Genomic DNA, 14,296 nt, shown 5'->3' with positions numbered 1-14,296 from the left:
TTGTGTCAAAAACGGATTGTGAGTCTGTACAGATTTTGCAACTGCGATTCACACTATTAATATCCTATTATCTAATTTGTGTCAGGAATTACAGCCTGCCTTTATCGACGATTTTTGAAGGAGAAATATTGACCCGAGAAGCCACTGACAGTGCCGCTTTGATGACCAGAAAAACACAGTTGTTAACTTCATGACGAACAAAAGCTCTGGTAGTAAGTAGCCTTGTCCGAAAATTTAATCCGCCAACTGAGGAAAAGAATCGTTACTAAATTAACGAGTCAAACAACCTATTTCTCCCAGATAATTCTACTATTATGGACGCTTTTGACCAGCTTGTTCCACTACCCGGTAGCGAAAAAGCTACCCCGGATGCTACACCACTACATACGCTGGACCCAAATGAGGTACTAACCGTTACAATTCGTATCCGCCGAAAGCAATCGCTGGCTTCACGGGTTAATACGGCATTTGTGGTATCTGAGGTGGTAAGTCGCAGTGAGTATGCCAGCCAATACGGTGCTGACCCCGCCCTAGTGGATCAAGTAGAAGCATTTGCTGCGGCCTACGATCTGAGTTTAGTTGACCAGAGTCTGGCCCGGCGCAGTGTTTTGCTGCGTGGAACAGTCGCCCAGATGGAAAAGGCTTTCGGAGTATTGCTGACTAATTACCAATTGGCAGATGGAACCATCTTTCGGGGTCGCAGTGGCGTTATCAATGTACCCGCCGAACTACTAAACGATATTGAAGGTGTATTTGGGTTAGACAATCGCCCGCAGACAAGAGCCCATTTCCAGGTCTACAAACCAGGTCATGATGCGGGTATTGTTTCGCTAGCCAGCAGTCAATCATTTACTCCGCCCCAGCTTGCCAAGCTATATAACTATCCAACCGACGTAACTGGCAAAGGGCAATGTATCGCTATTATTGAGTTAGGAGGTGGCTTTCGTAAAGCAGATATTACGGCTTATTTTGCCAGTCTGGGTATCAAACCTCCCTCTGTTGTTGCGGTTTCGGTAGATGGTGGCCATAACGCGCCTACCACTGCCGACGGAGCCGATGGCGAAGTAATGCTCGATATTGAGGTAGCGGGGGGTGTAGCACCGGGGGCCAAAATTGTCGTTTATTTTGCGCCGAATACCGACCAGGGCTTTTTGGATGCCATCACCACGGCTATGCATGATACGAAATATAAACCGTCTGTCATTTCCATTAGCTGGGGGGCAGCGGAGAAAGACTGGACAGCCCAGGCACTCACCTCGTTCAATGAGGCTTTTCAGGCCGCAGCGGCTTTGGGCATAACGGTTTGTGCAGCCGCTGGCGATACAGGTTCCGACGATGGAGTTGGTGATGGACAAACGCACGTTGATTTTCCGTCTTCCAGTCCATTTGTGTTGGCTTGTGGAGGCACTAAACTCACGGTTGCCGGCGATTCAGTAAGGGCAGAGACGGTTTGGCACGAAAGCAATACCAGTGCTACTGGTGGCGGTATAAGCGACGTTTTCGACTTACCCGTTTATCAACAGGCAAGCCACGTTCCTGCATCCGTAAATAGCACAAATCGGGTCGGTCGGGGGGTACCCGACGTAGCTGCCGTCGCCGACCCTGCTACGGGATACGCCGTTCGGGTAGATGGCAGCAACTTTGTTATTGGTGGAACAAGTGCCGTGGCTCCGCTGATGGCAGGATTGATTGCCCTGATTAATCAGCAAAAGGGCAAACCCGTCGGCTTTATTCATCCGATTATCTACGCTCATCCAACTGTGTTTCGGGACATTACGCAAGGCAACAACAATACGACTACGGGCAGTAAAGGTTATTCGGCCACTACCGGTTGGGATGCCTGTACGGGTCTGGGTGTTGCTGATGGAAAGCAATTAGCCAGCGTCCTCCTTAATCAAGGAACGGTTTAAAGGAAATGACTATGAGCAACTTACGCCTTGTCATTATGTTTGACTATGGCTCGATAAATTGGATTATCTAACTAACCTCTTCCGCTACGGGAAGCGGTAGTCTTGTCTGACTGCAACTGATTTCTCCGCAATCAGGTAGGCTTCGATATTGAATTTGCCATGTCGAAGTCTACCTGATTGCATCAATAAGCTACTATATTTCGGCTTAGTTTGTAGTATCATATGGCAAAAACTTCGTTAGGTTCTCTACTGGCTCGTGTCGGGCTCGATTGGTTCATAATAGCGTTACTGAGTATGATTGGCCTAGCCAAACTCTGGCCCGGTCCCGGCATTCAGGAAGGCCCGCTGTCGTTATCGTCTTTAGCAAATGTTGGTGTTTCGCTGATTTTCTTTTTCTACGGACTTCGGCTTAACTTCGATCAGTTAAAGGCGGGGCTGCGCAATTACCGACTTCATTTGGTTATTCACCTAACCACGTTCGTTGTGTTTCCAGCCGTTTTGCTAGCCGTCCGTTCTTTGTTAATGACACCTGATACAGAATTACTCTGGTTAGGTATATTCTACGTAGCCGCCTTGCCCTCCACGGTTTCCTCGTCGGTGGTAATGGTGTCTATTGCGGGCGGAAACATTCCAGCGGCTATTTTTAACGCCAGCATTTCCAGTCTGATTGGCGTGTTTATCACTCCCTTATGGATGAGCTTTTTATTATCCAGTACAAACGGCCAATACGACCTGAGCAGTGTTATTGGCAAACTCACGTTGCAGGTTATCGTGCCGGTTGTATTAGGATTATTATTGAACCGTCGGCTGGGTTGGTTTGCCGAACGCCATAAGGCGAAGTTGCGCTACTTCGACCAGGTTACCATTCTGATGATTGTTTACACCGCCTTTTGTGAGTCGTTTTCTCTCAATTTGTTTGCCAAGTACTCAGTGAGTGATCTTATTAAGCTGGCAGCTCTCTTACTGAGCCTGTTTTTTCTCATTTTTGGCTTTATCACGCTACTTAGCCGCTTGTTTAATTTTAGCCGGGAAGACCGGATAACGGCCTTATTCTGCGGCTCGAAAAAATCGCTGATACAGGGAAGTGTCATGGCAAATGTCTTGTTTCCGGCCACCATTGCCGGGGTTGTTCTATTACCGATTATGATCTATCATGCCCTTCAACTTATTGTTGCCAGTATTATAGCGCAGGGTATGGCCCATCGGCAGTTGCAGAAAGCTGAAGCCGTTCAGAAATGATTTAGCCCCATTCGGCAAGTACAAATGGGCATTCAGCAACTATGTTGTAGTACCCCGTTAAACGCAGCCAGTCGATTTACCTCTAACGATCAGTTAACACATAAAAACAAAACAACTTGATCATGAAAAAGACAATCGCTGCCGCTCTTACCCTATTCGCTTTTGCTGCTCTTACCACTGATGTAACCTTAGCTCAGGGCGTCTATTCAAAACCTTTTGACAATCGTCCTTCGCAGTCGCAAGGTCCCCGATACAACAACGATCAAGCTCAGGACGAGCTAAAAATCGACCGCATAGATGCCATCGTCGGCTTATCCCGCCGTCAGGAAAAGCAACTTCGTAAAATTGAAAATAGCTACGATCAGCAACTGGCAAGAACCCGGATGACACCAGATGGCTACCGTCAATTTCAACTTCGGAAACGTCAGGATATACTGGCCGTATTAACGTCAGCACAACGCGACCGCCTGTTCGCCGTTCAGCAAAACAACCGTTCTGCCAATCGCCCTACACCATACGGACGCAGGGGCTAGTAGGCTCAACGTAGACTAAATGATTCGCCAAACCGATATGTTAAATTATCGGTTTGGCGAATTGCTTTTGGGGGCTACCTCGTACTTTTGATTGCTCTTTCGCTTTTTAGACGTTGACAGATCCAATAGCTCCCTTAGTTAATTCTCCCACGGTTGATCGCCACGCTTTCGGACCAGATTTTGTCTGGGGAACGGCCACAGCAGCCTACCAGATTGAAGGTGCCGTTGACCGTGACGGACGCGGCCCCTCTATTTGGGATACGTTTAGCCATCAGAAAGGTAAAATTAAAACGGGTGAACATGCCGATATAGCCTGCGAATTTTACGACCGCTACGAGTCAGACTTACACCTTCACAAAGAATTGGGGTTCGACGCGTTCCGGTTTTCGCTGTCGTGGTCACGGATTTTGCCCGACGGTACCGGCCCTCTTCATGGTGGCCGCGTGAATGAAGCTGGATTATTATTTTACGACCGCCTGATTGACCATTGTCTTGCCTTGGGCATTACACCCTGGATTACCCTCTACCACTGGGACTTACCGCAGGCACTTGAAACGAAAGGAGGCTGGCCCAACCGCCAGATCGTAGACTGGTTTGCCGAGTATGTGGACATTTGCACAAAGGCGTTTGGGCATAAAGTGAAGCACTGGATTATTCTTAATGAACCGCTGGCCTCGTCGATTTTAGGTTATTTTACGGGTCAGCACGCGCCTGGCCGACGAAGTTTTCGAAACCTGTTACCCGCTATTCACCATACAGCATTGGCGCAGGCGGAAGGTGGCCGAGTTGTCCGGCGTAACGTGCCTGATGCGCAGGTTGGCACTGCCTTTTCCTGTTCGCCCATCGACCCATTTACCCCCCGCGACCAGGGCGCAGCTACCCGGGTGGATGCCCTATTGAACAGACTTTTTATCGAACCAGCTTTGGGATTAGGTTATCCGACCAAAGAGTTGCCCTTTTTGACGGGCATTGCTAAAAAAGTAGCCAAACCCGGCGACATGGACCGGCTGGCTTTCGACTTCGACTTTATTGGCTTGCAGCACTACTTTCGGGCCGTAGTTGAGCAGTCGTATTTCATGCCTTACCTATGGGCCAAAGACATATCACCCCTTAGGCGTAATGTGCAGACAATCACAGAAATGGGCTGGGAAGTATATCCCGAAAGCATGTATCGAATTATTCGGCAGTTCAGTCAATATGAGGGTGTCAAAAAAATCTACATTACTGAGAGCGGAGCCGCCTTTTACGATACGGTTGAACAGGGTAAAGTGAACGATACAGCACGAGTTGACTACCATAAGAATTACTTACAACATGTGTTGCAGGCTAAACAGGAAGGCAGTCCGGTTGAGGGCTATTTCGCCTGGACATTTCTGGATAACTTTGAATGGGCCGAAGGCTACCGTCCCCGATTCGGGCTGGTATATGTTGACTTCAGGACGCAGCAACGAATTGTAAAAGCGTCGGGACGATGGTTTCAGCAGATGCTAACCAACGAGCCGATGCTGGTTAAGTGACAAATTTCCAAACTCCTTGCCTATCCATTCTGTTGTTTCTCAAAACGCTCCATAACGATATCATGCCTTCTATTCTCCCGTTTACCACACCCGAACAAGCTGTTTCAGCCATTCAATCCGGCAATCGTGTTTTTATCCACAGCGTTGCTCAAACACCCCACGTGCTTATCAATGCAATGGTGGCCCGGGCATCGGAGTTAAAAAACGTGGAAATATGCCATATTCACACAGAAGGCCCCCTACCCTATTTAGACAAAAAATACCGCGACTCATTCCGGCCTAATTCCTTCTTTATTGGGGCTAATATGCGGAAGCAACTGGCTCAGGGCATCGGCGATTACGTCCCGGTTTTCCTGAGTGAAATTCCGCTTTTATTCAGCCGAAATATTCTGCCAATTGATGTGGCGCTTATTCAGGTATCGCCCCCGGATGCACACGGCTACTGTTCGTTGGGTCCATCGGTCGATGTTTCACTGGCGGCCATTCGGTCGGCAAAGTATGTGATTGCCCAAGTGAACCCACGGGTACCTCGTACGCATGGCGACGGTCTGATTCCGGTTTCGATGTTGCACGCGGCTATTGAAGTCGATGCACCTATTTATGAAGTGCTGCCGGGCGAAATCAGTGCTGAAGACCGTAAAATAGGGCAGTACGTAGCCAGCCTGGTCGACGATGGAGCTACTCTTCAACTCGGCATTGGAGGCATTCCAAATGCAACGTTAGCGGAGTTGATTCACCACAAGGGACTCGGTATTCATACCGAAATGTTTTCGGATGGTGTTATTGATTTGGTCGAGCGGGGCGTTATTACGGGCGAACATAAAACGGTACTGCCTTATCGCATCGTATCGGCCTTTGTCATGGGCAGTCAGCGCGTGTATGACTTCATCGACGACAACCCCGGTGTGGCGATGAAACAGGCCAGTTACACCAACGACACATCCATCATCCGGCGAAACCCAAAGGTAACAGCTATTAATTCAGCCATTGAAATTGACTTGACGGGCCAGGTCTGCGCCGACACTATTGGTACGTACCAGTATTCGGGCGTTGGCGGACAGATGGATTTTGTGCGGGGGGCGTCACTCTCGGAAGGCGGCAAACCGATTATTGCCCTACCGTCTACCACCAGCAAAGGACTGAGTAAAATTGTGCCATTTTTGAAAGAAGGTGCGGGCGTAACAACTACCCGCGCTCATGTGCATTACATCGTTACAGAATTTGGCATTGCCGATTTATATGGTCAAAATCTGCGGCAGCGTGCTCGTGCTCTGATCAACATTGCCCACCCCGACCATCGGGAAGAACTGGAACGGCAAGCATTTGAACGGTTCGGGGAAGTGTGATAAAGTAAGCCTGCTTATACGAATACCCAACGTAAAGGATTGGCTGTGTTAGCCAAGTTTTCGGTCTTCATAAACTTCTTACTCTATAAACGAATTAGCGTTGTCAGATAATAGTATCTTTTAAAATTATGGAGCTAATTTCTTGACAATCAAACAAGTATTCAGCATTTTTGTGACTATCTGGTCCTAACTTCGAAAATAGCCAATAAAATGAAACAGGCTTTAAATTGGTTACGCGGCTACTGCTACAAGTTCGCTGATTTACTGTTTCCTAACAGAAACGAGAACGTGCGAAGGGAGAATAAATACGGTGTGATCACCGAGGATGTGCGAGGCTTACCTGTGGATAGGCTCTACTACAGCACCCCTGGTTTCAGACATTATAAAGGTTATATCAGCAAAGGACGTATCTTAAAAACGGACGAGAATTGGCCCATGTCAAAAAGCTAATTATTTTACTCTAGCCGCTATCTTTGCGCGGTATTGTTTATTGAACAGGTCTGAAAAACGTACAATCTGCTACACTGTAGTAGGCTTGTACATTTCTCAGACCTGTTCTATTAATAGGAATGGCTCGAACCCGATTAGGGAAGCATTCAACAAATCAAGTTCCTTTTTTAAAAAGTGACTACACTGGTGCTGTCGATTCACCAATGTAGCACTTGATTGTTATCTATTTTCTGTGCTTCTCATCTTCGATGATATTACGGTTGGCCTCGACATAATTAGTCGTTACTAATTATGTCGAGGCCAAAATCCAAAAACATATCGTTACGTAGTGAATTGAAAAACGATGCGTAAAAAGAACAAATCCATTCCGGTAAATATAATGGTTGATAATTTCGGTGGAGATATTTCCATCGAAAAAATAGCTGTTAGCGATTTAATCTCTTCGGACAAAACAGACTTAAACGGTTTTGAAGAAGCAGAACAATCACATCGTCACGATCGTCATTCATTCTTCTTACTTGAAAGTGGAACCGTTCACATTGAAATTGACTTTGAAAAGTATAAAATAAAACCCTCATCTGTCATTTACATTCACCCCGACCAAGTACATCATACAGTTGTATCTGAAAATGCAATTGTTAGCAGTTGGGCAATCAATAATGAAAATTTGAATCCTGAGTATTTGAAATTACTGGAAGACATCACACCCGCGAAGCCTTTGGTATTAGAGGATGAAACGTTTTCCATTTTTTCCGAAGCGGTGTCACTTTTTATAAAATTTTCTGAACGGAAAAACGACAAACTTTATCATTCGTTGCTAAAAGACAGTTGCAATGCACTGGTTGCGTTAGTTATTTCACAGTATTTAGAACAATCTAAATCAACAGACAAACTTTCAAGATTCGAAATTATTACCAAAGCCTTCAGGGAAATATTGGAACGTCATTATACTACTGCCAAACGTCCGGCAGAATATGCTCAAAAACTAAACATATCTACACCTTACCTGAACGAATGTGTTAAAAACACAACAGGTTATTCCGTTTCACATCACATACAGCAACGTGTAATTTTAGAAGCAAAACGTTTGCTCCATTATTCTGATCAATCGGTAAAAGAAATTGCTACAGAATTAGGCTATGATGACTACCCCTATTTTTCACGGCTATTCACCAAAGTTACAGGAATGACTGCTTTGGCGTTCCGAAACAAAAACCACGATTAGTCCAATACCTACTTTGTATTGCTATTTACTATCCTTGCTATACGATGTTGCTTTGCTTCGTCAATAAAATCGTATAAAATGGAATCGTTAAAAGGGGAAAAAGTGCTCGTTTCGGGCGCTAGTATAGCCGGACTTTCAACCGCTTTCTGGATGAACAAACTGGGTTACAAAGTAACTGTTGTCGAATTGGCTAATGAGCCTAGAACTGCCGGTGGGGCAGTAGATATAAAGGGAGCGGCTTCTGAAGCCGCTAAACGTATGGGAATTTTTGAGCAGTTGAAATCAAACAGATCAAATGTAGAACTTATAGAGTTTAAAAATGATGTTGATGTTACTGAAGGCTCGATATCTCTGACAAATGAGGGTGAAGAACTTCCCGATGACGAGATCGAAATAGAACGAGATAAATTTGCAGGTATTTTAGTTGATAGGTTAAAAAATGATGTTGAATTCATTTTCAACAACAGCATCACAGCGTTAAACGAAACAGAGGACGATATACAGGTTACATTCAAAAATGGTATGCAACGGGCTTTTGATCTGGTGTTTGGCTGCGATGGTATACATTCGGGTGTAAGAAAAATTTGGTTTGGCCAAGAAACTGAATACACTCATTTTCTTGAAGCATATTCCTCTATCACAATCGTAAATAAATTGTTGATAAAACAAAAAACGATGCAAATGTATAATGTTCCGGACAAAGCTGTAATGCTCAATGCTTATAACAATAAGACCGACATCATTTTTTGTTTTAATTCAGAAAAAGAAATTCCGTACGATTATCGTGATATCGAACAACAAAGAAAAATTATTCTGGAACAGTTTGCTGGGCAAAGCTGGAGAACCCCGGAATTACTGAAAGAAATACAGGAGTCGGAAAATTTTTATTTCGATAAATTCTGTCAAATAAAAATGCCGTCGTGGACAAAAGGCAGAGTAGCGTTAGTGGGCGATGCAGGCTATTGCGCTTCGCCCGCTGCTGGAATGGGTGCATCATTGTCAATAAATGGGGCTACGGCATTAGCCGATGCTCTGCAAAAACACAATGGTAATTTCAACCTGGCGTTTCAAGAATACAACAAAAATTTGCGTCCATTTATTGAAGAAGTTCAAGCCACAGCTGAATTAAATATAAAAGAAAATTTTATTCCAAGAACCGAAGAAGCGATTCGTAAAAGAAACACGCAAGCAGTTGCCTTTTAGCCTTTATGCCCATCGTAAAGGGCGAGTAGTGTTGGTTGGAGATGCAGGAAATGTAAAGTCGATTCAAACTTTTAGAAAGGTTAAAAAAACAGAACCATAGGAAAAATATTAAAAATCTTTTAGGAGCTATTTTTCAAGACATCGGAGGATGTGAATCGCAGAAAAATCCCTTGATTTAAGGGCAAATTTCCTGCGAATACAAACGCCAGCCGGGGATTGATTACCCCCGGCTGGCGTTTGTATTCTTTTTAATCCGAATATCCTAAATCAGACGGCTTCTGACCTTTACACCGTCATCTTCTCTATATTCTTGTAGCTAATGGCGATGGATTCTAACGGCGGAAGTTTGCAGACATCCTGCTCTACGAAATAGTGGGTCATGCCCGCTGTTTTCTTAGCGTCGAAAATGCGTTGAAAATTAATCGATCCCGTTCCAACTGGAGCAAAAGCCCGTTCGGGTGTTTTCTCCATGTCTTTCACGTGCCAGAGCGGGAACCGACCGGGATGCTTTTTGAACAGCGCAACGGGGTCCTGATTGGCGAAACTAGCCCAGTATAAATCCAGTTCGAGTTTCACTAAATTTTTATCGGTATTACCCAATAATACGTCGTAAGGCACTTTCCCACTCAGTTCTTTAAATTCAAAATCGTGGTTGTGGTAGCAAAACTGAATACCAGCGGCCTTACATACTTCCGCCGATTTATTGAATAACTCCGCAAATTGCAGGTAGTCATCAAGTTTAGTACGCTCAGCCGGAAACAAGTAAGCACAAACCATGTACTTCTGCCCAATGGTAGCCGCATCATCAACGGCCCGTTTCCAGTCATTCGTGAGCGTCCCTTTCGCATTTGGCATTGTTTTGCCCGTCGTGTAATGCCCGCTTGGAGCCGACATGCCCAGTTCTTTCAGCAAAGCGGCAAACTCTTTAGGCGTTTTCCCGAAGAACTTACCATCTGAATATCCATACGGTTCAACTTCTTTATAGCCAATTGCGGCCACTTTTTTCAGCGTCTCAACAGGTTCTTTACCCATCAGGTCGCGCAGGGTGTACAGTTGCAGACCTACCTTTTTAGGCGAAGCCGCGAAGGCATCCAGTTGAGGTAATAAAGCCGCCGATGCCGCTAAAGCACCTAATTTAAGAAATTGCTGGCGGGTAATGTTGGAGGAGTAATCCATGAATTATTGAGCCGGTTAATGGACGACGGATGAAGTATCCGCGTATCTAGTAGCTAAAGATACGAATGAAGTTGGTTTACTGTTTAGCCGTGACTATGGCAAAATTGATTGCATCTATCCAACTATCCACCGCAGCGTTTCAGCGTTTCGCACCGCGTTGCCCCCACCATCATTATTGAAATAAACATATACATCTTTCCCCATGCTGGCCCACTCCCGAATTCGGTTGGCCCACCAATGCAGATCTGTATCGGAATACGAACCTCCATACAGATACTGATCATCGGGGCCGTGCAACCGCACATACACAAACGGGGCAGTAGTCCGCAAGATACAGGGCAGATGCGCACCACTCATGATGCAGTAGGCTGCCTGATGCTGTTCCAGCAAGGCAAAAATGGCCTCGTTGTGCCAACTGGGATGGCGAAACTCCACCGATACCCGCATCCAGTAAGGTACTTGGTTCAAAAAATACGCCAACCGGTCGTAGTCACAGGCATGATTGGGCGATAGTTGAACTAACAACACCGCCCGTTTTTCCCGCAACTCGTGCCAGCAAACCTTGATACGTTCCATCCATGTCTCAGGTGCATAGAGTTTTTTAGCGTGGGTCAGCCCCCTGGGTGCTTTTACGGTTAGTTGGAAACCGTCGGGTAGACGCCGTCTCCAACTGGCAAACGTGGCTTGTTTTGGCCAGCGGTAAAAACTGCTGTTGAGTTCAACGGTTTGAAAGCGTTGAATATAGTAGCCCAATCGGTCGTGAACGGGCGTATGGGGCGGGTACAATACCCCCTGCCAATGATCGTAACTCCAGCCTGATGTGCCAATATGAACGCTTATTAATCCTCTCAATTTACGTCCTGACATTTATCAACAAAAAGCCGGTCTCTCACAAGACCGGCTTTTATAATCAGCTTAATTATCTCTATACAAGTCCCTTCTTCATAGCCTTCACCGCATAATCGGCTGACCGGGCGGTCATAGCCATGTACGTTAGCGATGGGTTTTGAGTTGAGGTTGAGGTCATGCAGGCACCATCGGTCACGAACACGTTCTTAACGGCGTGCAATTGATTCCATTTATTCAGCATGGATGTTTTAGGATCTTTGCCCATGCGAACGCCACCCATTTCATGAATATCGAGGCCGGGGCTAGCATGACTGTCTCGAACGCGGATATTTTTAAACCCCGCTTCCGTAAACATTTCGGTTAGCTGCTCCTGATAATCCTTCACCATTTTATCGTCGTTGTCGTCGTAGGCAATGGAAATCTTCAACTGCGGAATGCCATACGGGTCTTTTAGCGACGAATCGAGGGCCAAGAAATTAGATTCTTTGGGAATGGTTTCGCCCATCATGTGCGAGCCAACATACCAGCCACCAAGTTTCGGGTTCAGTAAACTTTCCTTTAAATCAGCCCCGACACCGCTCTGATCAGAACGCGATGCACGACCAGCCGAAAAACCAGCTGCGTATCCTCTGAGGAAGCCCATTTCCTGTTTGAGCACATTGCGGAAACGTGGAATGTAAGGACTATTTGGGCGACGTCCGTCGGTGGTTGAATCGAGGTCGCCATCATATTCACCCGAAACCCCCGCCCGGTAATTGTGGAATGCTGCGTATTTTCCCAGTACGCCACTGTCGTTACCCAGACCATTTGGAAAGCGGGTCGATGTTGAATTCAACAAGACCAAGTTCGAGTTCAACGCGGCTGCATTCAGGAAAATAATACGGGCATAGTACTCCTGCATCTGCTTCGTGTGGGTATCAATCACCCGCACACCGGTAGCCCGTCCTTTCTTCTCGTCGTAAATAATAGAATGCACGACAGAATTAGGCCGCAGGGTCATTTTGCCCGTTTTAGCCGCCCATGGAATGGTGGTGGAGTTGCTGCTGAAGTAACCACCGAACGGGCAACCACGCTCGCAAATAGTGCGGTGCTGGCACTGCGCCCGCCCCTGCTGATAGTGAACGGGTTGCGGCTGTGTCAGGTGAGCCGCCCGACCCATAATAACGTGCCGGTCTTTATAACGGCCCGCTATTTTTTGCTGAAAATGTTTCTCGACACAGTTCCACTCATGCGGGGGTAAAAACTCGCCATCAGGCAGCGTTGCCAATCCGTCTTTATTACCCGAAATTCCCGCGAACCGTTCTACGTAACTGTACCAGGGTGCGATATCGGCATAGCGAATGGGCCAATCAACCGCGAATCCATCACGGGCGGGTCCCTCAAAATCGAAGTCGCTCCATCGTTGGGTCTGTCGCGCCCACATCAGCGATTTGCCACCCACCTGATAGCCCCGAATCCAATCGAAAGGTTTTTCCTGGATGTAGGGGTGCTCGGCATCTTTTACAAAGAATTGCTCCGTCCCTTCATAGAAGGCGTAGCACTTACTAATAATCGGGTTTGCCTCCCGCACTTCCTGCCGCAGTTGGTTGCGGTGGTCAAACTCCCACGGCTGCATGTTGGTGGTGGGGTAATCGGTCACGTGCCGAACATCGCGGCCCCGTTCGAGAACGAGGGTGCGAAGTCCTTTGCCGGTCAATTCTTTAGCGGCCCAGCCCCCGCTGATGCCGGAGCCAATTACGATAGCATCGTAGGTGTTGAGCGCCTGAGCGTCTATATTTAAATATGACATAACAAGAGTGGTTAGTTACTAATGGCCCTTATATGACCACTAGCAACTATAATTTATTTCGGTTGTGAAACAGCCTTTGTTTTTACGGGTACACAGCCATAGTAATGACCGGGAATAAATTCGTAGTGTGTTAGGTTAGTCATGACATATTCTGAAGTCATGTAACCCCGAATGGTCAGATTTTTTACCAGCGAATAAAAGTCTTTCGAGGCTTTGTCGGTGGATTGCGCTAGCTGAGTAAGCAACGCTGTGCGCTGTGCTGAATCACCTTCGGCAAAGGGCTTGCTGAACGATGTCTGAGCCAGACCGTCCAGTGAATCAAGTCCTTTCTGAAGATTTGCCTGAGCAGGTTTATCGTAGCAATCGGTCACCATTTTCTGTACGAACTGGTGCACATTTAACGCTTTTGCCCCCGGCGTATTAGTAGCCGGAATTATTGTTTCAACCATTTCGGCCAGCAGGCTAGCCTGGCTTCGGGAGAGGATTTGCTGAACCGGGCGGACAGTTTCGGTCGTCCAGCCGTTAGCCCAGGCAGGCAGGCTTATCAGCCCGCCAACGGCACCAGCCATTGTTTTTAATGCATTACGTCTTTCCACAGGAATAGTTACTTCGGTTGAGTTGTTCTATCAGGATTTTCGCTCGGGCAGCACCACTATCTACATATAGATTACGGCTAGCCACGGTCGCCATATTGCGGGGTCGCTTGTGCGGTGGCAGGCTAAAACGAACATCCTGTCTGTCAAAGATACAAAATAAACGAAGACGATTCATACGTTATCGTTCATGTTCTGTCCCTTAATCGACTCCTTATTTCTGCCCAAACTTGTCAAACAACGGCTGCCAGCGCAGATTTCCTACTACTCAATTACGGTAAACTACCAATGGTCTCGCTTGGGCTGCTACAGGCTGGCTCTGTAGGCTGATACAGTGTCCTTCTCAGACGATAAATTCAGTTGCCAACTCTTCTCTGGTCACTCCTATCCTTGTTGACATAGTTGGCATTTACACCGTCACAGATCATTAAATGTGTATTAAATCTATAATTCTCTGGGTCACGAT

12 protein-coding genes are annotated in these 14,296 nt (G+C 46.5%); 7 read left to right on the top strand and 5 right to left on the bottom strand.

The features are described 5' to 3' along the window. Positions 1-314: 314 nt before the first annotated feature. From ACFS25_RS09505 to ACFS25_RS09475, 7 genes are all read left to right on the top strand, one after another. Complete coding sequence (locus ACFS25_RS09505; protein ID WP_381499189.1) at positions 315-1,910, top strand: S53 family peptidase; 1,596 nt, start codon at positions 315-317, stop codon at positions 1,908-1,910. Positions 1,911-2,132: 222 nt separating this feature from the next. Next, positions 2,133-3,149, top strand: a complete 1,017-nt coding sequence (locus ACFS25_RS09500; RefSeq protein WP_381499186.1) for a bile acid:sodium symporter family protein — start codon at positions 2,133-2,135, stop codon at positions 3,147-3,149. A 122-nt stretch (positions 3,150-3,271) separates the two neighbouring features. Next, positions 3,272-3,682, top strand: a complete 411-nt coding sequence (locus ACFS25_RS09495; protein ID WP_381499183.1) for a hypothetical protein — start codon at positions 3,272-3,274, stop codon at positions 3,680-3,682. 113 nt (positions 3,683-3,795) lie between these two features. Beyond that, positions 3,796-5,199 (top strand): GH1 family beta-glucosidase, encoded by a 1,404-nt coding sequence (locus tag ACFS25_RS09490; RefSeq protein WP_381499180.1) that lies wholly within the window; start codon positions 3,796-3,798, stop codon positions 5,197-5,199. A gap of 62 nt (positions 5,200-5,261) precedes the next feature. Further along, complete coding sequence (locus tag ACFS25_RS09485; protein ID WP_381499177.1) at positions 5,262-6,545, top strand: acetyl-CoA hydrolase/transferase family protein; 1,284 nt, start codon at positions 5,262-5,264, stop codon at positions 6,543-6,545. Between the two features lie 793 nt (positions 6,546-7,338). Beyond that, positions 7,339-8,220: a helix-turn-helix domain-containing protein gene (locus tag ACFS25_RS09480; protein WP_381499174.1), complete on the top strand. Its 882-nt coding sequence runs from the start codon at positions 7,339-7,341 to the stop codon at positions 8,218-8,220. A gap of 78 nt (positions 8,221-8,298) precedes the next feature. Further along, entirely contained in the window at positions 8,299-9,423 is a 1,125-nt protein-coding gene (locus ACFS25_RS09475; RefSeq protein WP_381499171.1) for an FAD-dependent monooxygenase, read from the top strand. A 285-nt stretch (positions 9,424-9,708) separates the two neighbouring features. Here ACFS25_RS09475 and ACFS25_RS09470 read toward each other — a convergent pair whose 3' ends face one another. The 5 genes from ACFS25_RS09470 to ACFS25_RS09450 form a co-directional block, all read right to left on the bottom strand. Further along, positions 9,709-10,599, bottom strand: coding sequence for a sugar phosphate isomerase/epimerase family protein (locus tag ACFS25_RS09470; protein WP_381499168.1), 891 nt, complete (start codon positions 10,597-10,599; stop codon positions 9,709-9,711). 114 nt (positions 10,600-10,713) lie between these two features. Continuing rightward, positions 10,714-11,466: a DUF72 domain-containing protein gene (locus ACFS25_RS09465; protein WP_381499165.1), complete on the bottom strand. Its 753-nt coding sequence runs from the start codon at positions 11,464-11,466 to the stop codon at positions 10,714-10,716. Positions 11,467-11,524: 58 nt separating this feature from the next. After that, positions 11,525-13,237, bottom strand: a complete 1,713-nt coding sequence (locus tag ACFS25_RS09460; protein WP_381499162.1) for a GMC oxidoreductase — start codon at positions 13,235-13,237, stop codon at positions 11,525-11,527. A 53-nt stretch (positions 13,238-13,290) separates the two neighbouring features. Continuing rightward, positions 13,291-13,806, bottom strand: coding sequence for a gluconate 2-dehydrogenase subunit 3 family protein (locus tag ACFS25_RS09455; protein WP_381500837.1), 516 nt, complete (start codon positions 13,804-13,806; stop codon positions 13,291-13,293). Between the two features lie 13 nt (positions 13,807-13,819). Next, entirely contained in the window at positions 13,820-14,008 is a 189-nt protein-coding gene (locus ACFS25_RS09450; protein WP_381499159.1) for a hypothetical protein, read from the bottom strand. Positions 14,009-14,296 lie beyond the last annotated feature (288 nt).

The organism is Spirosoma flavum (assembly GCF_042686045.1).
GTDB classification, from domain to species: domain Bacteria; phylum Bacteroidota; class Bacteroidia; order Cytophagales; family Spirosomataceae; genus Spirosoma; species Spirosoma flavum.
Note: the sequence above shows the minus strand (reverse complement) of the source record. Positions and strands in the feature narration are given on the sequence as shown.

Excerpts from the sequence above, each read along its gene's own strand:
- ACFS25_RS09505 (WP_381499189.1), top strand. The coding sequence starts at position 315 with ATGGACGCTTTTGACCAGCTTGTTCCACTACCCGGTAGCGAAAAAGCT.
- ACFS25_RS09500 (WP_381499186.1), top strand. The coding sequence starts at position 2,133 with ATGGCAAAAACTTCGTTAGGTTCTCTACTGGCTCGTGTCGGGCTCGAT.
- ACFS25_RS09495 (WP_381499183.1), top strand. The coding sequence starts at position 3,272 with ATGAAAAAGACAATCGCTGCCGCTCTTACCCTATTCGCTTTTGCTGCT.
- ACFS25_RS09485 (WP_381499177.1), top strand. The coding sequence starts at position 5,262 with ATGCCTTCTATTCTCCCGTTTACCACACCCGAACAAGCTGTTTCAGCC.
- ACFS25_RS09480 (WP_381499174.1), top strand. The coding sequence starts at position 7,339 with ATGCGTAAAAAGAACAAATCCATTCCGGTAAATATAATGGTTGATAAT.
- ACFS25_RS09475 (WP_381499171.1), top strand. The coding sequence starts at position 8,299 with ATGGAATCGTTAAAAGGGGAAAAAGTGCTCGTTTCGGGCGCTAGTATA.
- ACFS25_RS09470 (WP_381499168.1), bottom strand. The coding sequence starts at position 10,599 with ATGGATTACTCCTCCAACATTACCCGCCAGCAATTTCTTAAATTAGGT.
- ACFS25_RS09465 (WP_381499165.1), bottom strand. The coding sequence starts at position 11,466 with ATGTCAGGACGTAAATTGAGAGGATTAATAAGCGTTCATATTGGCACA.
- ACFS25_RS09460 (WP_381499162.1), bottom strand. The coding sequence starts at position 13,237 with ATGTCATATTTAAATATAGACGCTCAGGCGCTCAACACCTACGATGCT.
- ACFS25_RS09455 (WP_381500837.1), bottom strand. The coding sequence starts at position 13,806 with ATGGCTGGTGCCGTTGGCGGGCTGATAAGCCTGCCTGCCTGGGCTAAC.
- ACFS25_RS09450 (WP_381499159.1), bottom strand. The coding sequence starts at position 14,008 with ATGAATCGTCTTCGTTTATTTTGTATCTTTGACAGACAGGATGTTCGT.